This is a genomic window from Methanobrevibacter millerae (genome assembly GCF_001477655.1).
Lineage (GTDB): Archaea > Methanobacteriota > Methanobacteria > Methanobacteriales > Methanobacteriaceae > Methanocatella > Methanocatella millerae_A.
This window is the reverse complement of record NZ_CP011266.1, coordinates 981,910-1,004,694: the sequence shown is the minus strand read 5'-3', so window position 1 is coordinate 1,004,694 and position 22,785 is coordinate 981,910. Positions and strand designations below refer to the sequence as shown.

25 protein-coding genes are annotated in these 22,785 nt (G+C 34.5%); 3 read left to right on the top strand and 22 right to left on the bottom strand.

Going from position 1 to position 22,785, the window contains the following annotated elements; translation table 11 throughout:
- The first annotated feature begins 8 nt into the window (after positions 1-8).
- Together SM9_RS04485 and SM9_RS04480 are read left to right on the top strand one after the other, a co-directional pair.
- Positions 9-755, top strand: a complete 747-nt coding sequence (locus SM9_RS04485; RefSeq protein WP_058739001.1) for a phosphopantothenate/pantothenate synthetase — start codon at positions 9-11, stop codon at positions 753-755.
- Positions 752-1,291 (top strand): nucleoside monophosphate kinase, encoded by a 540-nt coding sequence (locus SM9_RS04480; protein WP_058739000.1) that lies wholly within the window; start codon positions 752-754, stop codon positions 1,289-1,291. The genes SM9_RS04485 and SM9_RS04480 overlap by 4 nt, the downstream gene beginning before the upstream one ends.
- On the opposite strand, the gene SM9_RS04475 is transcribed toward SM9_RS04480, so the two are convergent.
- The 5 genes from SM9_RS04475 to SM9_RS04455 form a co-directional block, all read right to left on the bottom strand.
- Complete coding sequence (locus SM9_RS04475) at positions 1,292-1,972, bottom strand: diphthine--ammonia ligase (protein WP_058738999.1); 681 nt, start codon at positions 1,970-1,972, stop codon at positions 1,292-1,294.
- Positions 1,973-2,779 carry a hypothetical protein gene (locus tag SM9_RS04470; RefSeq protein ID WP_058738998.1) on the bottom strand — a complete coding sequence of 269 codons (807 nt, stop codon included), beginning with the start codon at positions 2,777-2,779 and terminating at the stop codon, positions 1,973-1,975.
- A 63-nt stretch (positions 2,780-2,842) separates the two neighbouring features.
- Positions 2,843-3,274 (bottom strand): class III signal peptide-containing protein, encoded by a 432-nt coding sequence (locus SM9_RS11665; protein ID WP_083495833.1) that lies wholly within the window; start codon positions 3,272-3,274, stop codon positions 2,843-2,845.
- Entirely contained in the window at positions 3,275-4,144 is an 870-nt protein-coding gene (locus SM9_RS11660; RefSeq protein WP_083495832.1) for a prepilin peptidase, read from the bottom strand. It lies immediately after the preceding gene.
- A gap of 235 nt (positions 4,145-4,379) precedes the next feature.
- Complete coding sequence (locus SM9_RS04455) at positions 4,380-6,017, bottom strand: CTP synthase (RefSeq protein ID WP_058738997.1); 1,638 nt, start codon at positions 6,015-6,017, stop codon at positions 4,380-4,382.
- Positions 6,018-6,097: 80 nt separating this feature from the next.
- Here SM9_RS04455 and SM9_RS04450 point away from each other — a divergent pair, with 80 nt between their 5' ends.
- A complete protein-coding gene (locus SM9_RS04450; RefSeq protein WP_058738996.1) occupies positions 6,098-6,841 on the top strand; it encodes a hypothetical protein in 744 nt (247 codons plus the stop codon).
- Between the two features lie 18 nt (positions 6,842-6,859).
- Here SM9_RS04450 and SM9_RS04445 read toward each other — a convergent pair whose 3' ends face one another.
- The 17 genes from SM9_RS04445 to SM9_RS04370 form a co-directional block, all read right to left on the bottom strand.
- Complete coding sequence (locus SM9_RS04445; RefSeq protein WP_058738995.1) at positions 6,860-7,633, bottom strand: alpha/beta hydrolase; 774 nt, start codon at positions 7,631-7,633, stop codon at positions 6,860-6,862.
- 5 nt (positions 7,634-7,638) lie between these two features.
- The gene (locus SM9_RS11935; RefSeq protein ID WP_157064659.1) at positions 7,639-7,803 is read right to left on the bottom strand and encodes a hypothetical protein; all 165 of its coding nucleotides are present in this window, start codon (positions 7,801-7,803) and stop codon (positions 7,639-7,641) included.
- A 12-nt stretch (positions 7,804-7,815) separates the two neighbouring features.
- Positions 7,816-9,171, bottom strand: coding sequence for an MATE family efflux transporter (locus tag SM9_RS04440; protein WP_058738994.1), 1,356 nt, complete (start codon positions 9,169-9,171; stop codon positions 7,816-7,818).
- Positions 9,172-9,173: 2 nt separating this feature from the next.
- Positions 9,174-9,791: a flavodoxin family protein gene (locus tag SM9_RS04435; RefSeq protein WP_058738993.1), complete on the bottom strand. Its 618-nt coding sequence runs from the start codon at positions 9,789-9,791 to the stop codon at positions 9,174-9,176.
- A 17-nt stretch (positions 9,792-9,808) separates the two neighbouring features.
- Positions 9,809-11,029 carry a cofactor-independent phosphoglycerate mutase gene (locus tag SM9_RS04430; protein WP_058738992.1) on the bottom strand — a complete coding sequence of 407 codons (1,221 nt, stop codon included), beginning with the start codon at positions 11,027-11,029 and terminating at the stop codon, positions 9,809-9,811.
- A gap of 32 nt (positions 11,030-11,061) precedes the next feature.
- Positions 11,062-12,081 carry a homoserine dehydrogenase gene (locus tag SM9_RS04425; RefSeq protein WP_058738991.1) on the bottom strand — a complete coding sequence of 340 codons (1,020 nt, stop codon included), beginning with the start codon at positions 12,079-12,081 and terminating at the stop codon, positions 11,062-11,064.
- Between the two features lie 7 nt (positions 12,082-12,088).
- Complete coding sequence (locus SM9_RS04420; protein ID WP_058738990.1) at positions 12,089-12,574, bottom strand: hypothetical protein; 486 nt, start codon at positions 12,572-12,574, stop codon at positions 12,089-12,091.
- A 16-nt stretch (positions 12,575-12,590) separates the two neighbouring features.
- Positions 12,591-12,803, bottom strand: a complete 213-nt coding sequence (gene gatC, locus SM9_RS04415) for an Asp-tRNA(Asn) amidotransferase subunit GatC (RefSeq protein WP_058738989.1) — start codon at positions 12,801-12,803, stop codon at positions 12,591-12,593.
- 107 nt (positions 12,804-12,910) lie between these two features.
- Positions 12,911-13,213 carry a FliH/SctL family protein gene (locus tag SM9_RS04410; RefSeq protein WP_198144434.1) on the bottom strand — a complete coding sequence of 101 codons (303 nt, stop codon included), beginning with the start codon at positions 13,211-13,213 and terminating at the stop codon, positions 12,911-12,913.
- A gap of 27 nt (positions 13,214-13,240) precedes the next feature.
- The gene (locus SM9_RS04405; protein WP_058738987.1) at positions 13,241-14,185 is read right to left on the bottom strand and encodes a FliH/SctL family protein; all 945 of its coding nucleotides are present in this window, start codon (positions 14,183-14,185) and stop codon (positions 13,241-13,243) included.
- Positions 14,186-14,386: 201 nt separating this feature from the next.
- The gene (locus tag SM9_RS04400; protein ID WP_058738986.1) at positions 14,387-14,938 is read right to left on the bottom strand and encodes an Ig-like domain-containing protein; all 552 of its coding nucleotides are present in this window, start codon (positions 14,936-14,938) and stop codon (positions 14,387-14,389) included.
- Positions 14,939-15,048: 110 nt separating this feature from the next.
- Positions 15,049-15,789: a 3-oxoacyl-ACP reductase family protein gene (locus tag SM9_RS04395; protein ID WP_058738985.1), complete on the bottom strand. Its 741-nt coding sequence runs from the start codon at positions 15,787-15,789 to the stop codon at positions 15,049-15,051.
- Between the two features lie 285 nt (positions 15,790-16,074).
- Positions 16,075-17,217 carry an MATE family efflux transporter gene (locus SM9_RS04390; RefSeq protein ID WP_058738984.1) on the bottom strand — a complete coding sequence of 381 codons (1,143 nt, stop codon included), beginning with the start codon at positions 17,215-17,217 and terminating at the stop codon, positions 16,075-16,077.
- A 222-nt stretch (positions 17,218-17,439) separates the two neighbouring features.
- Positions 17,440-20,070 carry an NADAR domain-containing protein gene (locus tag SM9_RS04385; RefSeq protein ID WP_058738983.1) on the bottom strand — a complete coding sequence of 877 codons (2,631 nt, stop codon included), beginning with the start codon at positions 20,068-20,070 and terminating at the stop codon, positions 17,440-17,442.
- Between the two features lie 140 nt (positions 20,071-20,210).
- On the bottom strand, positions 20,211-20,762 hold the full coding sequence (locus SM9_RS04380) for a DUF2115 family protein (RefSeq protein ID WP_058738982.1): 552 nt from the start codon (positions 20,760-20,762) through the stop codon (positions 20,211-20,213).
- 25 nt (positions 20,763-20,787) lie between these two features.
- Positions 20,788-21,255, bottom strand: coding sequence for a DUF2115 family protein (locus tag SM9_RS04375; protein WP_058738981.1), 468 nt, complete (start codon positions 21,253-21,255; stop codon positions 20,788-20,790).
- A gap of 41 nt (positions 21,256-21,296) precedes the next feature.
- Positions 21,297-22,745, bottom strand: a complete 1,449-nt coding sequence (locus SM9_RS04370) for an asparagine synthase-related protein (RefSeq protein ID WP_058738980.1) — start codon at positions 22,743-22,745, stop codon at positions 21,297-21,299.
- Between the last annotated feature and the right edge of the window lie 40 nt (positions 22,746-22,785).

Genomic DNA, 22,785 nt, shown 5'->3' with positions numbered 1-22,785 from the left:
GGCAATATATGTTATCAAAAGCCCATCCACGTTATGAATCATTAGTATTAAGAGATAAGATTGTTAAAGCATCAAAAGAAGGTCTTCTGGCTGATTCTGCAATGATTGCTCATGGCAGAGGTGAAGCATTTGACTATCTGCTTGGCGAAAAGACCACAATACCTGCAAAAAGAGCAATGTATGTGACTGTAGCACTGATGATTTTGTCAAAAAATCCTGTAATTTCAGTAAATGGAAATACTACCGCTCTTGCAATTGATGAAATCATAGAATTTGCAAAGGCAGTTGATGCGAAAATTGAAATAAACCTGTTTTACAGAACTGATAAGAGGGTAGATAAATTAACCCAGTTATACAAAGACCACGGCTATCCCGAAATACTTGGATCAAACGATGATGATATAATGTATATCAATGAGATTAAAAATCCAAGAGCATCTGCAAGCAAAACCGGAATATATAGTGCCGATACGATATTGGTTCCTCTTGAAGATGGCGACAGGGCCGAAATTTTATCCAAAAGCGGAAAAAATATAATCACCATTGATTTGAATCCTCTTTCAAGAACATCAAAAATGTCTGATGTTTCAATTGTGGATAATGTGGTTCGTGCAATCCCATTCATGACAAAGATAGCTGACGACTTAAAATCACAGGATAAAGAACTGCTAAAAGGAATGATTAAAGATTTTGACAATAAGACTAATTTGGAAGAATCATTAAATTCATTTAAAATAAAAGAGGATATACAATGAAAATTATGGGAATATCAGGATTACCTGGTTCAGGAAAAGGCTTGGTTTCTGAAATTGCTCTCCAAAAAGGAGCAATGGTTATAAGCATGGGTGACATCATAAGAAAAGAAGCTAAAAAACGTGGAGAATCAACAAAAGAAACTGCACAAAACCTAAGAAAAGAACATGGCCAGTATATTGTTGCAGAACTAACTATAAAAGAAATCAAAGAAATCCTGAAAGAAGGATTTGACAAATCCATTATCGTTGAGGGAATAAGAAGTCCTTTTGAGGTGGATCTCTTTAAAGAAAACTTTGATAACTTCATAATCCTTTCAGTATTTGCAAACCCCAAATTGCGCTTTGAAAGAATTAAGTCAAGACAAAGAGAGGACGACACTACAGACTATGAAATATTTGTCGAAAGGGATCAAAGAGAACTTGATTTTGGAATTGGTGTGGTCATATCCCTTTCAGATAAAATGATAATTAATGAAAGCGATTTGGAATCATATGAAAAAGAGATAAGAGAATTCTTTGAAGAATATGATATCTAATCATTTTTCTTCGAGAATTGCATCTTCAATAATGTATAATCCGCTATCAACATTCCATTCCTTTTTATAATCAAGAATTTTTACTCTTTTTTTAAAAATGGGACCATCCAAAACAAGAGTTTCTGCCTCGCCGCCTTCAAATGCAAGGTTGAGTCCAATCTTTTGGTTGAGCTTGACAAGGTCATCTATGCATTCATCATCGATTTTTCGACCGAGCCATTTCTCATCAAGACCATAAGCAGCAACACCACTAATTATAACTTCAAATCCAAGAGATACAATCATCCTCATGTATTCCAGCTCATCAACATGCCAATACGGCGAGATTGCCTCAATTCCAACTTCGGCGGCAAGTTTTTCAATCCTTGATTTTTGATAAGTTGAATAAAGTGCACCTGTATATATAGCTTCAACGCCCAAAGACTTCAGCTTTTCAAAGCCATCTTTTAAATCTTCAAGTTCCGCCTCCTTAATTCCATCAGTCTCAACAGTGATGATAGGAATATCCATCGCTTCTGAAAGTAAATCAGTGAGGTGAATGTTAGGAACATGAAACATGTATGACTCGTCATTTGCAGATTTCACAGCAAGCAAGTAGCTAACATCATCCCCATTTTCCAAGGCATTATAAACCGCCATGGTACTATCCTTACCTCCGGAAAATAATACTGCAGCCTTCATTTATCTCTTCTTTTTAGTGTGTAAAAATCTGTTGAACCTTCTTTTACCGACAACAAATGATTCAAAGAAAAGACCCAATACTGAAACGATTACTCCAATTCCTCCACAGAGCAATACAAAGTGAGTATTGGAAATCATGGAAGAGTTTGAGTTGTCAATACTGTTTTGAACAGATCCTTCAACGCTTGAAGCTACAATACCCTTTTGAAGCAATAAATTCTTTACCTGATCATATGATGAAGAGGAAACAACTACTTTAGCATGAATCTGAGCATAGTTGATTGGTCCTGCATAATTGGACCTGTACCAGTCTGCGATAGATTTCAATGCCTGAGATGATGAGTAGTTATCCAAAGCAACATATATTGTTCCCGCACTCTTATTGACATAATAATTTTTAAAGTGAGAATCCATATTAGGTACGGAACTGTTGAAAAAGGCATATTCCTTATCATTGAACGACCACAGAGGTACCGTAATTCCAGTTTCTTCCAGACTTTTAAATCCTTCAATCTTTGACAAATCATCTCTTAACTTATTTATATCAGTAGCTGAAGATAAATCAAGATATAATACTTCTTCATTTCCAGGTATTACCTTTTCAACAGCAGTTGCAATCTCGGGGACTTCCGAATATATCGGAGACAAGAAAAACGCCCCTCCAAGTGCGCCAATGAAAAATCCAACGCCCAAAATCAAAACCATTTCCTTTTTAGACATGAACGGCTTTAACATAGCTATTGAAAAAACGAATACCATCATTATTATAAACAAAATAATGTAAATAATAGCAATTATAAAATCCATTTAATCCACTCTATTAATAAATATAGATAAATATTTAGCCTATACCTTTTAAATAAGTTTGGATTATAATTTTTTATATATTATCATTTTATCTTCACCTGCCGGCCATTCAACTATTATTTTATTTTCACCCTTATCCAAAAACAGACTTCCCGAATTGAGATTTGAATTGTAATTCAGCCTAATCTCCTTTGTATTGCCGTCATGCATAACATACAAACCTGACAGATATGAATTTGAAATTTTAACATTCATTGCCTTATTTAGACTTAGATACATTGTCTGCTTTGATCCATGGCCTTCTGCATATACCTGACCAATTGCATTAGACAGTTTTGAAAGTTCATTTTTGGCATTCAGAGTGTTAGATACATCCAAAGTGTTTTCAAGTGCAGTTTCAACTAGAGGCAGAGTAAATGCAATCAGAATAATCAGCGAAACAGCAAATATAAGTAAATATTCAAGTGAAATCTGTCCTTTATCATCAATAATCATTTAAATCACAAATATTATATTTTTTAAAATCAACATTGAAAGGTCTCCCCAGAAAATAGCTATAATCAGTCCAATCAGTATGGCAGGCACATAAGGAAATCCCATCTTTATGGAGATTTGATTTGAAATGATTTCCTGAGCATTCATTATCTTAAGCAGATACATGTCATCTTTTGTTATCCCTCCAGCAGTCTGTGTCTTGAAATAGTATCTGGAGTCGTCATGGTCGCTTTTAAAGACTTTCAAATTGGTTTTCTTATCGCTTTCTATCAGTTCCTTTATATAATCACTGTCAAAGTAATAATTGTTTATCATCATCCCCTCCTTCAGCTCGGAAACGTTGATATGCCTGTTGAAGCTGGAATCTATCAATATTTTTAAGCTTTTATAGCTGAGAAAACCCTTGAATACTTCAATATTTTCATCAAAAATATTATTTTTGACAATCATGTAAGCAAGCAAACATATCAGGAATGGAAATGACACAAGAATGCTGTTTACCATTACAGTAAATGAGAACGGATAGAATGACAGCAGTGGAGAAATATTGAATAATGAGGTGTTTATGCCAAATGGTATAACTGCAGCGATTGATGCAAATAGCTTTACATCACCACCACCCCATACATTCAATTGCCATAGCATTAAAGTGATGAAATATGTAATAGAATATGAAATAATTGAAAAGAAAATGAATTTAATGTTACCTGTTATGATTGTCAAAATTAAATTTGAAAGGAATCCGAAAATCGCCAGAATGAAATTTAATTTGTTTGGAAGAAAACCTTCCCTAACATCATAAAAGCAAAAAACAATAGTGAAAAGAACTGTAATTACTATTTGAACTAGAAAAATTTCATCTAAAATCATGCATTAAAGTTTTTAAAAAGTAGTATATTAATTAGATAGAAATTAAGCCGGTAATAATCAGCAAAAAGGTAATATTGTATGAAAAAGTAAAAAAATTAATTTTTAGAATGCTCAAAAACAGCTTCTAAAAATCATTTGATAATGCGTATAGTGTTAAATCTTGATTTACAAGATTACAGTCTAATTTGCAACTGTTCAATAATTTGAATTATTTTATTTTCCTTCAAGTCCCATCTCACCAAATTTTCCAGAAACGAGTTTTAGAATATTCATAAATAGCTTCTAAAAATGATTTGAATAATGGGTGTGGCCTGTTAGGCCTTGACTTGAACTCAGGGTGGAACTGACAGCCTATAGCCCAAGGATGGTCAGGAATTTCAATAATTTCAACGAGGAAATCATCAGGACTGGTACCTGAAATAATCAATCCTTTCTCCTGAAGTTCATCTCTGTAATCGTTGTTGAATTCATAACGATGTCTGTGACGTTCTTCAATGTCCATTTCACCATAAGCATCATAGGTTTTTGTTCCTTCAATAATCTTACAGTCATAGGAACCTAAACGCATAGTTCCTCCCATATTCTTGATTTTTTTCTGCTCTTCCATCATGTCAATGACTGGATGAGCAAGATTATCGTCAAATTCGGAACTGTTAGCATCAGGATAGCCGTTGCGTCTTGCAAACTGGGTAACCATTGACTGCATACCTAAGCAGATACCGAAAAGCGGAACATTATTTTCAATAGCATAATCAACAGCATCCAATTTTCCTTCAAATCCGCGTTCACCAAATCCTCCCGGAATTAGAATACCGTCATAACTGTCTAAAACTTCACGGTCAAGCTCATCAACATCGGAACTTAAATATTGAATGTTTGCCTTTACGCCAATACTTGCTGCTGCATGCTGGAGAGATTCTCTGATACTGATATAAGCATCTTCAAGTTCAACATATTTTCCGACAATACCTATGGTTACAGCAGGGTCTTCAATCTTAAGTGAATCAACGATTTTTGCCCAATCATCCAATTTAGATGAATCCGCTTTAATATCCAATCCTATTCTGTCAACAATAAGTTGACCAATGTTATTTTTCTCAAGAACTAAAGGAACTTCATAAATGGAGCCCGCATCGGGAGTGTTGACAACAGCATTGACATCAACATCACAGAAATGAGCGACTTTAGCCAAAAGAGCATCGTCAATGTGTTCCTGTGACCTGCATACAATGACATCCGGATTGATACCCATACTCCTCAATTCCTTAGTGGAATGCTGTGTAGGTTTTGTTTTAAACTCACCTGCAGCGTTAAGATATGGGATGAATGTAACATGCACAAACATTACATTATCTGAACCTTCCTCATTACGCAATTGTCTTAAGGCCTCTAAAAACGGTTGGCTTTCAATGTCTCCTACAGTACCACCAAGTTCTATTAAAACAACATCATAATTCCTTTTCTCGGAAGTTTCCCTAATCATTTCCTTAATACGATTAGTTATATGAGGAATTACCTGTACACATTCACCAAGGTATCCTCCTTCTCTTTCTTTTTTAATGACTGATTCATACACTTTTCCGGTGGTAATGTTAGCGAATCCTTCAAGTTCAACATCCAAAAATCTTTCATAATGACCCAAATCTAAATCAGTTTCCATTCCATCATTTGTTACGAAAACTTCTCCATGCTGGTAAGGATTGAGTGTTCCTGAATCCCAATTTAAATAAGGATCAATTTTAATAGCAGATACTTTTAAACCATATGATCTTAAAATTCTACCCATAGAAGCGGAAGTGATTCCTTTACCAATAGAACTTACAACCCCTCCTGTGATTATAATATATTTTGTCAGAAAAATCCTCTCCGTAATTAATTATTAATATTATAATTTTAGTTTTTCATAATATATAAAATGTACAATAACTATACTTTATATTAGGTGAATACACTATGAATAAATATAACATCATTATTATTATTTTGATAATAATTTTATGCGGAGGCATTTTTGCCGTTTACAACCAGTTCATATTCAATAATGAAAACGGCAATATTATACCTGCACAGGCATCAAATGGAACAACAAGAGAATTGATTGCAAACTCATCAGATGATCCTGGTTCAGTTGAAGTAATTAAAAATGTCGGAAATCCGAACGGAGAAAAAATAGCTTATGTGGTTGGAGTGCATCCTCTGGAACGTGAAACACATGAAACTCTGGTTAAACTTCTTCCAAAAACAGAAAATCTCAACTACAGCTACGATATCTACATAATAAATGTTACAAAGGATGTGGGTCATTACGGAGACGGATCTTCAGACAACAGTCTCGGAAGGCAGAACGGACAGAACCTTGCTTACAAATATGTTTATCCAAAAGTAGTTAACGGCAGCTATAAAGCGGCTGTAGATGTTCATTCAAATATAGGTGCATATCCATTTAAAACATTCGTATTCAGTCCAATCAATGGTGGAAACGGTGAGAAATACGCTTCAGATGTTGCAAGCAAATGTGAAAACATCAGCTATTATTCACCAGAATCAACAACAAGCGGACCATTTCTAACAGAACCATTGAACCAAAATGGAGTACCTGCATTCTATTTTGAAGAATACAGCTTTGCAGACCAATCCGTTAAGGACATGCATATGAAAGAATTGATAAAAGCAGTTGACAGCTTGAAATTCAACTAAAACAATACCTAACCATCACTACAATCTTTTTATAAACTCCTTTATAAACTCGTCACAGAATTCCCAGGTATGTTCACCTTCAGAGCCGACAAAGGTAGCATCAATATCCCTTGACTTTAAAAACTGATAAAAATCAGCATTCTTTTTAAACAGAAAATCATCAAGCCCACATGCCATATAAATTTCAGGAATATTTTTGCAGTTATCAATCAGGAATTTTGGGTCCTTGTCTGAACCAATAACCTCATCCAGATTGCCGAAGATTGATTCATAGAATTGTCTTGAGTACAGTACGTTGTGATTGTCGCCATAATCTGCAATGTCATCCGTTATCAGTGCAGCAGAAATCATCCCTATTTTGGAGAAATTCTCACAGTACTTCAATCCGTTTCTTAAAGCCCCATAGCCACCCATTGAAAAACCTGCAATGAAAGTGTCTTCACGTTTTTCGGATAAAGGAAATATGTTTCTTGTAATGTCAAGCAGTTCGTGGCCGACATATTCTCCAAACATTCTATGAGAAGCCACATCATCAAGATAAAAGCTGTTTTCACCGCATGGAATTACAATAGCTATCCCATGGTCTTCTGCAAATTTCTGAATTGAAGTGTTTGCCAGGAATATGTCATCACTGCCATAAAGTCCATGAAGCAGATATAATGTCCTGTATGGCTTTTCAACGATTTCTTCACTATCATTTAAAAAGTGTATGTTGTCTGCAGGCAATATCACGCTTATTGATGTTCTTCTCTGCAGACTCTTGCACTTGATGTCTCCTCTAAACAGTACCATCGCAATCACTTTTCAAGAAGCTGATCCAATTTCTTGTTGATTTGGTCCAATTTCTTATCAAGGGCAACTTGATTATTCATTATTATCTTTTGGTTTTTACTTAAAGCCAATTGGTTTGAAAGCAAAGTTTCAAAATTCAAATTTATTGCATCATTATCCTTTCTAAACATTTAAATCACCTACTAAACAATTCTATATTCTGTCCATTTATTTGAAAAGTACCGGTAAACATATAAGGCTGCCCTCACATACCAGTCGATGAACATTGCTATCCATGTACCGAACACACCAATGCCCAACCAGTCAGCAATGACGTAAGATAGTGCTATTCTGCAGGTGAACATCACTGCAAGACTAATGTACATCACTGTTTTTGAGTCTCCTGCTCCACGGAATGTAGCCGGAAGAGTGAATGCTATCGGCCATATTATGATTGCAAAAATTCCATGCCAGATAATCATTTCACTTGCCATTGCAGCGGTCTGGTCTGACAGCTGGTATATATCCAGAATGAAAGGCAGCAATGCAAATATAGCAACATTGATTATGATATGTGAAATGAATACTATTAATATGATTTTTTTGTTATAAAATCTTACTTGCTCATAGTCATTGGCGCCAACACATCTTGAAATGACTGCAGTCAAACCAAGATTGATTGCAAAACCAGGCAGTACTGAAAAAATTCCTATTGCATATCCTACAGAGTTTGCAGCAATTGCCATTGTTCCAAATGTTGAAACCAGACTTAACACCAGGATACGACCCAGCTGAAACAGGCCGTTTTCGATTCCATAAGGAATGCCTACGTTCAATACATTTTTCAGGATTTTTAAATCGAACTTATGTCTTAAAGTCCTTTTGATGTGCAGAATATAATTTTCATCCAATACACAGTACAGTATTATTACTGCAGCTAAAAATCTGGAGATGACAGTTGGAATAGCTACGCCTTCCACTCCCCATCCCAAAAAGTAAATGCAATATGCATTGCCTACAACATTCAAAATGTCACATGCAAACATTATTTTCATTGGCAAAAATGCATCATTGGTCGTTCGAAATATGGCTGCTCCCGCATTATATATTGCTATGAACGGAATGGAAATGGCTACAATCATCAGATATATATCTGCATTGGCCCATACGTCAGATTCAATCTGTCCAAAGAGAATTCCTATCAAAAAGGATCTTGCAAATAAAACAATAAACATGAAAATAATCGATGAAATGGCTGAAAACCATATCAACTGATTTGAGGCATTTCTGGCTTCATCAAGTTTATTGTCGCCCAGATACTGTCCTGCAATTACGGCGCCTCCCGTCGCCAGAGCAGAAAAAGAAAAAATTAAAAGTTGCATTAAAAAATCGACTAGTGAAACTCCGCTGATAGCCACTTCACCTAAAGAAGCCACCATTATGGAATCAGCAAGTCCTACAAAAAATTCTAAAGCCTGTTCTATCAGCAAGGGTATAAAAAGATAGAACAAAGCCTTATTTGAAAATAAATAACCTTCCGGAGTCTTGAACAGATTCATTTCTATCTTATGAAATTAGTGAATTCTTTAGGTTCTTCAATAAGTTCAATACCTTGTTTTTTACCTGCTTCAATACATTTCAAATAGAATGCCATATTATGAGCCAATTGTCTCATTGTACATATTCCTTCCTTATCCTGCATTACTTCCTCAGGAGTGTTTCCGTGAACCATATTCCAGTAATGAGATGAAATAATCGGCATTTGAGAAATTCCAAGGTATTTGTTTAACTGGTCATATGTAGCGGTTGTACCGCCCCTTCTTGCAGAACATATCACTGAACCTGGCTTATGCTGGAATATTCCATTGCTTGAATAGAATACTCTGTCCAGAAATGAAGTAATCTGTCCTGAAGCACCTGCATAGTATACAGGTGAGCCAAAGATAAATCCATCAGCATCCTTAGCTATCTCATTGAATTCATTTACCTTATCATCAAATGCACATTTTCCAAGTTCTGAACATTTTCCGCATGCAGTACATCCCATTATAGGTTTGGTACCTATCCAGAATATTTCGGTTTCAATATCATATTCATTCAATACCTTTGTGATTTCAGATAATGCTGTGTATGTACAGCCTTTCTTGTGAGGACTACCATTTACTAATAATACTTTCATATAACTACTCTCCTAATTTAAAATTCGTTAATCATTCTTGACAATAACTTATATCCTTCCTGCTTTTCAATAGATCCTGTTTTAACTCCCTCTTCATCAAAGGATGTGCATTCATCACCGGTCTTGTCTGATGCATAAACTACCAGTGGCACGTCATCACGGGTGTGGGTTCCAAGAGATATGGGCGTCGGATGGTCAGGCAATATTGCTGCCTTAAAGTCCTGACCGGCTAAACTGTCAATAATCGGTCCGACAATGAACTCGTCAATTCTTTCAATTGCCTTTACCTTCTCGTCAATCAATTGGGCATGGCCCGCTTCATCGGGCGCTTCAATATGAATGAACAATACATCATGAGTTTTTAAAGCATCAATTCCATATTCCCCTTTTGCCTTGTAGTCAGTGTCAAAAAATCCTGTTGCACCGGGAACATCTATGACATCCAGATTGGCAAATATCCCGATTCCTTTAAGCAAATCAACACCTGTGATTACAGCACCTGTAAGACCATATGTTTCCTTGAAGTCTGGCAATGCAGGAGTTAAGCCCTGACCCCACAGCCATACCATATTTGCAGGAGCCTTGCCTTCAGAAATTCTAGCCCGGTTAACTTCATGGTCTTTTAGAACTTCCTGTGCTTCGTACATGATATCTCTCATTTTAACTGCCAAATCATCATCCCATGTTGTGTATTCGGTCAGATTTTCACCAGAAATGTCATGTGGAGGCACGGTTTTCAAATTAGCCAAAATGTCTGCATCATCTTCATCATCACAGGAGTATACAAACAGATGTCTGTAGCTTATTCCTGCATAGAATTTTCCCTTAAATCCAGGATATTTTTCAGTGAAATGTTTATTTAATGCATCCATTAAAACAGCTGCCTCTTCAGAAGTGATATGGCCTGCATTGAAGTCTTCCATTGTGTCATCCTTTTCTGTTATCGTGTTGCATCGGAATATAACATCAGTTGGCTTGGTATCGATTCCAACGCTTCCCGCTTCAAGAGGTCCGCGTCCAGTATAGTAATCTGCAGGATTATATCCAAAAATGCTCATGTTTGCAACATCAGATCCGGGAGTATATCCATCAGGAACATTATTTGTAAAACCGCCAAATCCATTTTGAGCTAATTTATCAATGTTTGGAGTCTCAGCAACCTGAAGAGGAGTTTTGCCATCTAATTCATCAATCGGAAGGTCGCTGGAACCATCGGGAATAAAAATTACATATTTCATAATATCAAAATCCAAAAAAAAGAATAAAAAAATTAGTATTTGGTTTTTAAAATACTAATTACATCAGTCAACATCGCAGATGCAGTTTCAAGAGATCCTGCACCGAGTCCCATTACTGTAACATCACCGGCCAATTCTGTTTTAATGGTAGCCATATTCAAGGTTCCGCCGATATCATAAGGGCTTCCTTTCTTAACCAAACGTGGTGATACCCTCAAATTATCTTTTGAAACTTCAGCTATCAATTTGATTACATAACCGTCCTTGCCGGCAAGCTCAATAGCCTGTGAAGTGATGTTGGAAATACCTTCAACCTCAACATCATCATAGGTTGCATCAATTCCTAAAAGTGAATTAGCTAAAATTACAGTTTTACACGCTGCATCAATACCTTCAACGTCTTGAGTTGGGTCAGTTTCCGCAATACCCAATTCCTGTGATTCTTTTAAAGTGATATCATAAGCTGAACCTTCAGAAGTCATTCTGGATAATATATAATTTGTTGTTCCGTTTAAAATACCGACGATTGATTTTACGCCACAGGAGGAGAGTGTTTCACGGGTGAAGTTGATGATAGGCATTGCTCCTCCGACACTAGCCTCATATTTGAATTCAACACCATTTTCTTCAGCAGCGCGAGTAACGTTTTTAAACTTGATAGCTAAATGTCCTTTATTAGAAGTTACAACATCTTTTCCTTGGTCAAATGCTTTAAGAGTTAAGGATAATGCAGGTTCGGCAGTTGAAATGTTGGTTGGTGTTGCTTCCATCAATAAATCATATTCCACTGCATCCAATACGTCAAGTCCGGACACATTTGTTCCAAATTCAGGATAAGCGGATAAGTTACCTTCACTATTTTTACTATGAATAAGCAACATTTCTTCCAAACCATCAGGGTTAATAGCAGATGTGGATGAATCTGCAGCAGCTACAACCTTTAACTCAACTCCATATTTATCTTTAATCATAGCTTTTTTTAATGCGATTGCTTGGGCAATACCTTGACCCACTGATCCAAATCCCATTATAATAATCTTACATTCCTTCATATTATCACTAAACTTCATTAATCATGAGTAATTCTTTTTCCATAGCTATTTTAGCTATTTCATCAAATGCAAACTGTTTTTTACCGTAGTCCACTTCCAAGTTTATCAGTGCAGTAGATTTTTTCTCACCATCTAACTTAATATCAAATCCAACTACATAAACACCATCCAATGCATTGATCTTGTCAGTAGTGTCCCTAACGTCCCTATCAACAATATGGCCAATCAATATAGTACTTACAAATTCCTTATTGATAATACCATCTTTTTCAACAATAGTAATGTTCAAATCGCTGAACCTTTTAATAACACGATTGAAACTTTCTTGTTCACCTTCCAATGTTAGCTGAACAGGAATCTTACCTTTTTCATTTTTTGAATCTCTTTTATGGATTACAGTCACTAAATTAGCACCAAGACCACTGATAGGTTCCAAAACAGAAACTAATTGTCCAGGAACATCTAAAAGTTCAAGAACCAAGTTCATTCTCATTATAAATCACCTAAAATTATATCCAATCAGCCTTTTTAACTTTAAGATTGCCATCCTTGTCAATATGAGCATTTCTTAAAATCTTTTCAGGGTTTTTCTCATGAGGTACATCTTCACGAGTTAAATTTAAGTTATCAGTAATATACCAAGTCTCTTCTGAATCAGGAATATTATCTAAAGTTTTTGAAAATTCATCAATAATTTTTTCAGCATCTTTTTCAATTGACATAAAATATAACTCCTAATAATAAATAATAAATATACATATATTTTTCAATACATATAAATGTGAAGATTAATGTTACAAATGTGGTGTATTCAAAATTATAACTAAAATTAATTATTACTTTTAATCATATCATTTATCTCAGAAATGCTCATACCAGACCTTTCAGAAATTTCACAAACCAACATACCAGAATCATGAAACTTTAAAATAATAGACCTAATACCCTCTAACCTACCTTCCTCAATACCCTCTAACCTACCTTCCTCAATACCTTCCAATCTACCTTCCTCAATACCTTCCAATCTACCTTCCTCAATACCTTCCAATCTACCTTCCTCAATACCTTTCAATCTACCTTTCTGTTCTTTTCTCTCACCATATTCATGAATCAAACTCATTTTATCAACCATAAATAACAAAAAAATAATTAAATATTATTATTCCTTACTAATTATTTTATTTACATCAGAAATACTCATTCCCAACCTTTCAGAAATTTCAGAAACTAACATACCAGAATCATGAAACTTTAAAATAATAGACCTAATACCCTCTAACCTACCTTCCTCAATACCTTCCAATCTACCTTCCTCAATACCCTCTAACCTACCTTCCTCAATACCTTCCAATCTACCTTCCTCAATACCTTCCAATCTACCTTCCTCAATACCTTCCAATCTACCTTTCTGTTCTTTTCTTTCACCATATTCATGAATCAAACTCATTTTATCACCTAACAAATCACACAATATATTTCTTTCTTCTTCATCAGATACATATTTATCCACTATTAACCATTCAATACCGAATGATAATTCTTTAAGAGAAATCGTCATATATTTTAATTTTAATAAGTTATTGACAACTCTCCTAATGTGTTTTTCCATATTCCTGCTGTCAATTATTGGCAGTAATGCATACAATACCAAATCATGACCTATAATATTATCGTTATTTATAATTTTAGGTTCAACATTATTTATAATTTGTTTTACATCCAAATCCTCCAATCCGACTACATCATAGTTGAAAACATTTTGAAAGTTATATCTATAATGAACTGTTTTTGAATTTTCAGCTGAACTTAATACCATTAAGTTCACCTCCTTATCGTTATCTTTGTCTCTATTTGTTATTGATACAAATGTCAATGCTCTTTTTGAAAATTCATCGTTGACTTTAGTACTTTGAAGCTCAATTATCAAATTTTCATTATCGAGCTCAACAATAATATCTGGCTTATAATCCTTTGGATCAAGTAATCGCAATTCTTTTGTCCAAATTTTAACTTTTTTAGAATTTTTACCCATTATGTTAAGCAATATCCGGGCATCCTCCTGATTAACATTTTTAAATATTTTGTCCTGAGTGAATTCAGTCATCAGTATACCTCAAAAAATTTTGTATTACTGATTTTAAAATTCTACAAATAAAATCTTTAATAATAAAATAAAAGCATATGAACTTATATTATTTGATTTTATAACATGAATATTAATAATTTAATAAAATAAAATTGTTTTAAATAAATTTTTATAAAAACAAGTCAATATTATATAATTAAAAAAAGAAAATGTAAGAATTCAATCGATTCTTACCCAGCGATTGTTACCCATATGCTTCCAGTGATGATCATCAGGAGCCAATTGAATCTCACCAGTGTAGATTGTTCTTCCAGACTGTGCACTGTAAAATGCACCGGAATCTACATTAGATGTTTCCGAATCAGTTGATATTGCATCCACATGATGGTCTTTCAACTCAAGATTATGAGTTAAGCTACAGTTATTGTACCTGTCATTTCCATTGAATGTAATCTTAACAGTATAGTTTCCTTCAGAAATATTAACCAACTGCAGTGATGCTTCACCATTCCTGTTTGTTTTTACAGACTGATTAAAAACAACTTTGTGAGCATTATCTAAAATAGTTAAATCAATGCTTCCATTAACTATTGACTTATTTTCAAAATCCATCAGCTTAACTGAAAAAGAACTGTCAATATAAGCAGTACCATTACTGATCATTTCCAGCTTGGAATTCTGTTTTAAAGGATTCATCAGAAAAATTCCGCCAACAACAAGAATGACAACAAGCAATGCTATCAGCAAAATGATAATTTTATTATAATCCATATTATCATATCCTAAAAATCAATATAATCATTGGAATATATAATATATACAGATTTTATTGATGTGATTCAGATTAATTGAAAAAAAGAATTAAGGTTAAAAAATTAACCTTATTGTAAAACAAAACCACCGTTAGGAGAAATTACCTGACCGGTTAAATACTCAGCACTTAAGATGTATTCTAGTGCACCAGCAATCTCTTCAACTTCACCTATTTTGCCGAGAGGGATTGTTGCTGCAAGAGCATTCAATTCATCCTGATTTACTCCCCTAAGCATGTCCGTCATAATCATTCCAGGAGCAATTGCATTGACACGGACTTTTCTTGGTGCAAATTCTAAAGCTAAAGCTCTACATAAACCTATTACACCAGTTTTTGCAGCGCAGTAATCTGCCTGGTTGATTACACCAGTCAATCCTCCGACAGAAGCCGTACATACAATTGAAGTTTCACGGTCAACCATGTATGGCAGGGTCAAGTGGCACATGTGCATCATACTTACAAGATTTGTATTTATAACTCTTTCATAGTCTTCAGGCTGTAAGTCAATGAAATTGCAGTTGTTTGTAATACCTGCATTGTTGACTAATGCATCAATTTCTTCACCGAATGCTTCAACTGTTGCTTCTACTAATTTTTTACAGTCTTCAAAAACACTTACATCTGCCTGTACAGCAATAGCTTCTACACCGTATTCTGATTTGATTTCTTCAACCAAATCTTCAGTCAATTGTTTTGATGAGTTACTTCTGTAGTTTATAGCTACATTGTATCCAAGTTCACCTAATTTCAAAGCCATAGCTTTACCGATTCCTCTAGATCCACCAGTAATTATTGCATTTTTTGACATATTTTATCACCTTTTTGGTGATAATATATCTCTTTATAAACATTATTAAATTTTTTGAATAATATCTAAAAAAAGAATAAAAAGAGTAGTTATTATTTAATAACTAGAAATATTGCTGAATTTTTTTAACATAATCCCTTGTGAATAATAGCTGTATCAAACTTCCAACAAAGTTTGCAACAACAATACCCAAATAAACTCCGGTTTCACCAAGTGACATTGTCAAAAAGATAAAAATGAATATTAATGTTAATACAATCTGTTTAAAGAATGTAAATGCTAAACTTAAATCCCCACGTCCGAAACTTTGTAGGAGCAACCAGAAATAATACTCCAACTTGCAAAAATTACATATGGACACAAAAGAATAGTAACATCAGTGATTTCCTGAGTAAGGCCTGCACCACCAAACAATAATGCCAAATATGGTGAAAATACAGCAAGTATTATGCCCATTGCAATACATCCGATGAATCCTATTTTATGGAGATAGTTAAAGGTATCCATTATTGAATCAGATTTTCTAGCTCCGAACAATGCACCGAATACACTGATTGCACCTGTTCCGAAACCTACAGGAAGCATTATACCAATACTGATTAATCTCCATACAGTGGTATAAACAGCAACTGCATCTGTAGTTGCAACCATAACAAGAATTACATTAATTACCATTGAAAAGAGTGACATTAAAATCTGTTCCATACTTGCAGGGACTCCAACAGAGATGATGTCCCTATAAATTGCCCTGTCAGTTGAATAACTTTTAACATCGATAGTGTTGTCCTTTTTAACATATGACCAGTAAAGATACATCAAAAGACCTATGAAATTTGCCAAAACAGTAGCAATAGCTGCACCGCTAACTCCCATGTTCAAATTATATATAAAAATTGGATCCAATATAATGTTTAAAGCTGCTGCAACACCAATAGGCAATGTAGCTTTTACTCCCTTATTCTCAGACCGGAATATTCCACAGTAAATATTTTGAATGATTATTGTAAATCCTCCGGCAATAATCCAGACACCATACTCATGAGCAAGGCCCAAAACATTTGCCCCACCGATAGCTGTCAATAGTGGATCCAAAAACAGTAAAATCAAACCTGGAATCACAATACTAACGATAATACTTAAAACAACACCATGGGTTGCGCTGTTACCTGCATTTTTCATATCTCCCTGACCGATAAAACGGGCTACAGATGAATTTACACCTGCAGACAAACCAATACCCAAACCGATAATTATAATAAATAATGGCGTTACGATACCTATAGCTGCAAGAGCATCAGCACCAAGACCGGATACCCACATGGCATCTGCCAGATTGTTGATCATAGCCAGAAACAATGATAGAATCATTGGTATGCTTAAACCAATTATACTTTTTTTAGGATTTGTAATTAATTGTTCTACTTTCATTAAAAAATCTCCAAAATAATTAAAAATAGTATGTAAATTGCTAAAAAGTTAAGAAATCCTTTTTGAGTCATTTAATACTGAAATGACCTTATTTGTATAAAGTTTACCTTGTATAAAATAAGAACCATAATAAATTAATTTAAAGAAAGTATTTAAAAGTTTTGAAAAAATAAAAATAGAAAAATACTATATTATTCATATAGTACCATTAATTGTCATATATTAAAAGAAATTTCCATTTTCATCCATTCCCAATGGAAAGCTTACTCTTTCAAGCCAATCATGAGAATTAACTTCTTCTATAATCGCTTTAGATAAGCAGCTATCAAACAATTTCCTTGAATATTCAATGCGCTGATTAATCAAATTGTTTGAAAGTGTAAACACTTCCTCGAATCCTTCAGGAAGCTGAAGCAGGAATATTTGGGTTTTACCATGTTTTCGATAGATATCCAAAACCTTGAATTTTGAATTAGCATTTGCCGTGTGTATTCCCCAATCGGTGCCCTTTTCAAACTGTGACAAATCAGCCATCCCATTGGACAGTATCAGATAACGGTGTGTTGTAGAAATTCCCCCAATCTTATCTGTAGCGTCAACAAAAGCCTTTTCAGTTAAAATCTGACCTACTTCATACTTATCGGCCAATTCATCAGACAGATTGCAATCCCGAACATAAAAACTGCTCTGATTTAAAGTTGATGCAATGACCATATACTCACCAGACTGCATATCATTCGGATTTCTTTTCTGCGGATTTTCATAAGGATTCAAATGTTTTAAATACTCGGTGTATTCCCAATCAATCAAATCCTCGTGCTCATACAATCTGTGAATTTCATCCCTGAGCTCCATCAATGCAAATCCAAGTAAATTCTCTTCACCGCCCCATTCATCCTCTGAAACATACACTAATGACTTGTCGCCAGTATAAAGAAGTTTTCTTTTAAGTGAATCATCATACATGAACTTATAGTAGCATGCATTCAACAAAACAGTATACTTTATACCTTCCCAGTATTCAGTCTGTTCATCTGTAAGGTAAAATCCTCTTTTTAATGTATTTACTGAAGTATATATTGGATCAGCTTTGCTAAACAGATCATATTTTGAAGCTAAAACCGCATGTTCAATGCTTTTGAAACTGAAATGATTGTTTCTAAATTCCAAGTCCTTCTGTTCAAATGTAATGAAATCATTTACCTCAATTACATCCCCACTAATTTGTGAGTATTTTGCCTTTCCGTAATCTCTCCACAAATAGCCAAGCAAAGGAAGTCTTCCAAAATCAGATTTTCTTGAATCAAATTTCCAATTTTGAGGTTTTGGGAATAATTCATAGAACTCCCTAGTATGCCATGGCTCATTCATTGCATAATCTTCACCGTATCCCATTCTCCAACCGATAGTATATGGGTCCAATTCCGGATAGACCAGCCATCTTGGGGCTGCAAACTTGCCTTCATCCAAAAACGGCTTTTCTATGACTTTAGGAACAACCATATCATTCAAATATTGGCAAAGTCCATTGTTCAGGATACCTTTATCTGAAATATAATCATATAATATTTCAGAATACGAGTTATCCATTTCCCTAAAATCTATTAAAGCATCAACCTGTGATTTTAAGATATCATTTCCTGAAATCCTTTTGATGATTGCATCCATTGCATCAATTCCTGATTTAACATCCCCTTGAATTTCATAGGCATCATCAATTGTCAGGTTAAGAGATGATATCAATCCCAAAAATTCACAGGATAGTGGCTTTTTGGATACTACATCATACAAATCATCTGGATTATACTCATCATTATCCTCCAAAGCATCAATAATATGCCATGTAGTCTTATCATCATTGTGAAAAGCTTCAGTTAACTTAAAATCATCATTTTCAATTAAATTAAGTTCATCCAAACTGATATGATACATATCGATTCTTCCGTCAACATAATCCTCAAACTCATCGATTAATGGGGAGTTTTTATTAAGCATCAAAGCTTTTGAGTCATCAAGCAACTCCTTTTTGACAATGAAAATTTTTGAAAGGTCATTTCTATGCTTGAAGTTTTCTCCATCACCACAGGTCATTACATAAAATGCATCATCCCAGTTAATGTCTGAATAATAGGTAAGCATGTATTCGCTTGAGTCTGCTTCATATTTGTCATCATATTTGGCAATTAAACTGTCAATATATCCGACTATAGTCTTGTTTTTAATAATGGAATAGGGATGAAATTGATTTTCACGAACAAGATATTTGACATCGACTTCAATATCTCCCCGAATAAATTTATAAAATGCTCTTTTAACATCATTGAAAAGCAAAGGATTTGAAAGAAAGTTATTCAATGCCGCAGTTATTATCGTTTTTTTAATTTCATCATCATAATTATTAACCAGATAATTAATTTCATGCAGATAAATGGCTTTATAAGCATCATCCACTTTTGATTTTGACAACGTATCCAATTCCTGATTATACTCCTTTTCAAAGAAATATTCACTGTTGAGCTTTCCGGATTCCATTCCTGCTTTCAGCTTATTTTCTAAATCTGTCCATCTATCATTGTCCCTAATATAAACCTGATAGAACAGATCATTATTGGAAAATGATGAATTACTCGGAAGCATCCTGTAGAGATAAAATTTATGGCAGAATTCTCTACTTGGAGTTTCCCTATACTTTAAAATGTGGTCATAGATAATTAATGCCAATGAATCTTCAATATCATCTGTTAATTCAGCAGATTTTTGTTTAATCTCATCAATATCTTCAGGTAAAAAGTCCAATGCCAAGCACAAATTGGTAAAATCAGTAGAATTTAAATATGTATCTAGTTCAAACATCCAATCAGCTCCTAAAAAAAGAATTGATATTAAAATCCCTATATTAATATTAGTTATTAAAGTATATAAAAGTTGTGTATAATTTGATATTAAAAATTTTATCAATCATATATTGAAAATATTTATAAAAAAAGTAAAATCTAAAAATCCAGTTGCTCGGCAAGGCATATATTGCAGACTGCATTTGGCGTATCGATATTCGCATCCTTTACCGGACATAAAAACACATCACCTTTCTTTTCAACCTTTAAAGATCCAGGAAATGGAGTGCCTACCGGATGAATTGGCTCTTCTAAAATAAATGTAGTGTAAATTGAAGCCATGATTGCAACCAATGGAAATTTTGATTTGGATTCAGAGGTTTCATTCATATGATTTGACCTTAAAATCTCCACTGCATCGATGAAATCATCCTTATTGATATCTTTAGCATAATCGTTTGCATCTGCCAAAATCTCTTTTGAACGCAAGAGAAAGGATTTGACATAAGACTTTTGGCTTTCTTCGCGATAATTTGCTTGAACATACTTGTTTTCTTCCATTATCTCTGCGCTAACGGCCATCATGTCAAATACTGATATTGTTGAGGAATAATTCTTCAATATTTCCAAAACAGAATTGGCAGATATGCTTTTTTCATTTGATGCAATATCTGAAAACTCATCCAGCATTTCCAAAACCTGCTTATCCATTCCAAACCACCTGAGTTAAAGAATGTTAAAATCCAAAAGAAAATCCAGCATTTTTACAAACGCAATATCTGCACATGGAATTTTCATCCTTGATGCTGACTATTCTTGTTTTGCATTTATATTCACCGTTCTGCAAAAAGACTTCATCCTTTGCAGGGTTATCTCCAACAGGATGTAATGGTCTTTTGGCCATCAATGCCAGATAAAGAGAAATGTATTTTGTAAATTCTCTGGTTTCCTCATCTCCCCCAGCATACGTGTCGAAATAAAAATCTATGTCATTTTTAAAGTTTTCAACAACACCATCCTTGATATCATAGTCTTCAGTGATGTCCAATGCAAAAATTTCATCCCATGCCTCTGAGTTATATTTTGCAAGCTTTTTGGTTAGAGGATCCTTGTATCTGTCGTCCGTAACCTTGTTTCTTAGATATTCAATAGGATAATCCTTTAAATTTTCCCTGATTTCATTGAGTAAATCTGATGCTTTCATAATTAACATAAAGTAATTAATCAATATATGTTATTTTCCATTCAATTTACAAATTCAGAAAAATCCATTTCTTTGATTATTCTTTTTCTCAATATCTTGTCAATGCCTGTTCCGTATTGCGCCGCCTTTTTAGGCCTGTATGCTATTTCCTTATCCAATCCTTCATTGAATGCCAATTTTCTTAGGATATTCTTTCTCAAGACATCTCCTGTTCCGGATACCTTATTTTTGATTGGAAGGTTGATTGCATATTCAACCAGTTTCTTATCCAAAAACGGCAGCCTTATCTCAACTGAATTAAGCATTGCGCATGCATCATCCCTCTCAAGGTTGACATGATACATGTTGGATATGTCTTCGCGAATTTCCAAATCAAGCGTACCTTCCTCATAACTTTTAAGGTACCTGTTATACCCTCCGAAAAGTTCGTCGGCACCCTGGCCGGAAATGGCCACATTCAAGCCATCTTCACGAATCATGCGTGTTGCAAAGTAAGTTGTAAGGCCTACACCTACCTTCATCAGGTTATCATCACCTATTGCATGGACAACTTCACCGACATGTTCTTTTATCAGGTCTTCGGTTACAATTTGTGTCTTTAAAGGAAGGTCCAGATATTCGGCAGCATATTTTGCGGCTTCAAGGTCTTTTGAGCCTTCTGAGCCAACAGCATATAATGTTATATCAAGCTTTTTGTTGCATGATATCTCCTGCAGCAGTGATGCTAAAATCGAACTGTCAACACCCCCAGAAAATATTACACCGACGGTGTCTAATCCTTCAACTCTTTTGGATACACTTAACTTTAATAGCTTGTTCAATTTAATTTCATCAACTTCCATAATCTTTTCATAAACTGCCTGCGCTGGAGCTACATCATTCCAGTTAAAAAGTATATGCTCGGGCAATAATGTTTGAATCTCTTCAAATCCAAGTTCATACAGGCTGTCACGAGCTGAGGCAAAAGCACACAATTCATCACTTTCAGCATAAAACAGCGGCTTTACACCTAAAGGATCGCGAACAAGAGCCATGTTTTCACCGTCAAATACTGCAAATGCATAGTCTCCGTCAATAAGCTTCAGTGACATTTGGATTGCCTTAAGCAAATCTCCACTGTTGTAAAAGTCAATCAGATAAAGCAAAGCATCAGCATCTGAGTTGATTTCATCCTCAACACCTACCTTGCTTAAAAAATTGCGGATTGTTGCGAAATTATATAATGCGCCATTCAAGACCAGAACCATATTGTCCTTTCTAACCGGCTGAGGCATGGATTTGCGGTCATATAAATCATAAACATCCAACAGATTATGACCCAAAGCAATATCATAATCATTGTCATCACTGAAATTATCCAAATCAATGTTTGAAATAACATTATCCAAATAAATGCCAGTTGAGTCAGGACCACGATTTTTGGATGCCTTCAACATCTTAATTAAATCATTACCTTTAAATTTTCCTTGAAGACCTACTATAGAACACATAGTAATAACTATTGAAATTATAATTTAAAAAATTATTTAA

Excerpts from the sequence above, each read along its gene's own strand:
- SM9_RS04485 (WP_058739001.1), top strand. The coding sequence starts at position 9 with ATGTTATCAAAAGCCCATCCACGTTATGAATCATTAGTATTAAGAGAT.
- SM9_RS04480 (WP_058739000.1), top strand. The coding sequence starts at position 752 with ATGAAAATTATGGGAATATCAGGATTACCTGGTTCAGGAAAAGGCTTG.
- SM9_RS04475 (WP_058738999.1), bottom strand. The coding sequence starts at position 1,972 with ATGAAGGCTGCAGTATTATTTTCCGGAGGTAAGGATAGTACCATGGCG.
- SM9_RS04470 (WP_058738998.1), bottom strand. The coding sequence starts at position 2,779 with ATGGATTTTATAATTGCTATTATTTACATTATTTTGTTTATAATAATG.
- SM9_RS11665 (WP_083495833.1), bottom strand. The coding sequence starts at position 3,274 with ATGATTATTGATGATAAAGGACAGATTTCACTTGAATATTTACTTATA.
- SM9_RS11660 (WP_083495832.1), bottom strand. The coding sequence starts at position 4,144 with ATGATTTTAGATGAAATTTTTCTAGTTCAAATAGTAATTACAGTTCTT.
- SM9_RS04450 (WP_058738996.1), top strand. The coding sequence starts at position 6,098 with ATGAATAAATATAACATCATTATTATTATTTTGATAATAATTTTATGC.
- SM9_RS04445 (WP_058738995.1), bottom strand. The coding sequence starts at position 7,633 with ATGGTACTGTTTAGAGGAGACATCAAGTGCAAGAGTCTGCAGAGAAGA.
- SM9_RS11935 (WP_157064659.1), bottom strand. The coding sequence starts at position 7,803 with ATGTTTAGAAAGGATAATGATGCAATAAATTTGAATTTTGAAACTTTG.
- SM9_RS04440 (WP_058738994.1), bottom strand. The coding sequence starts at position 9,171 with ATGAATCTGTTCAAGACTCCGGAAGGTTATTTATTTTCAAATAAGGCT.
- SM9_RS04435 (WP_058738993.1), bottom strand. The coding sequence starts at position 9,791 with ATGAAAGTATTATTAGTAAATGGTAGTCCTCACAAGAAAGGCTGTACA.
- SM9_RS04430 (WP_058738992.1), bottom strand. The coding sequence starts at position 11,029 with ATGAAATATGTAATTTTTATTCCCGATGGTTCCAGCGACCTTCCGATT.
- SM9_RS04425 (WP_058738991.1), bottom strand. The coding sequence starts at position 12,081 with ATGAAGGAATGTAAGATTATTATAATGGGATTTGGATCAGTGGGTCAA.
- SM9_RS04420 (WP_058738990.1), bottom strand. The coding sequence starts at position 12,574 with ATGAGAATGAACTTGGTTCTTGAACTTTTAGATGTTCCTGGACAATTA.
- gatC (WP_058738989.1), bottom strand. The coding sequence starts at position 12,803 with ATGTCAATTGAAAAAGATGCTGAAAAAATTATTGATGAATTTTCAAAA.
- SM9_RS04410 (WP_198144434.1), bottom strand. The coding sequence starts at position 13,213 with ATGGTTGATAAAATGAGTTTGATTCATGAATATGGTGAGAGAAAAGAA.
- SM9_RS04405 (WP_058738987.1), bottom strand. The coding sequence starts at position 14,185 with ATGACTGAATTCACTCAGGACAAAATATTTAAAAATGTTAATCAGGAG.
- SM9_RS04400 (WP_058738986.1), bottom strand. The coding sequence starts at position 14,938 with ATGGATTATAATAAAATTATCATTTTGCTGATAGCATTGCTTGTTGTC.
- SM9_RS04395 (WP_058738985.1), bottom strand. The coding sequence starts at position 15,789 with ATGTCAAAAAATGCAATAATTACTGGTGGATCTAGAGGAATCGGTAAA.
- SM9_RS04390 (WP_058738984.1), bottom strand. The coding sequence starts at position 17,217 with ATGAAAGTAGAACAATTAATTACAAATCCTAAAAAAAGTATAATTGGT.
- SM9_RS04385 (WP_058738983.1), bottom strand. The coding sequence starts at position 20,070 with ATGTTTGAACTAGATACATATTTAAATTCTACTGATTTTACCAATTTG.
- SM9_RS04380 (WP_058738982.1), bottom strand. The coding sequence starts at position 20,762 with ATGGATAAGCAGGTTTTGGAAATGCTGGATGAGTTTTCAGATATTGCA.
- SM9_RS04375 (WP_058738981.1), bottom strand. The coding sequence starts at position 21,255 with ATGAAAGCATCAGATTTACTCAATGAAATCAGGGAAAATTTAAAGGAT.
- SM9_RS04370 (WP_058738980.1), bottom strand. The coding sequence starts at position 22,745 with ATGTGTTCTATAGTAGGTCTTCAAGGAAAATTTAAAGGTAATGATTTA.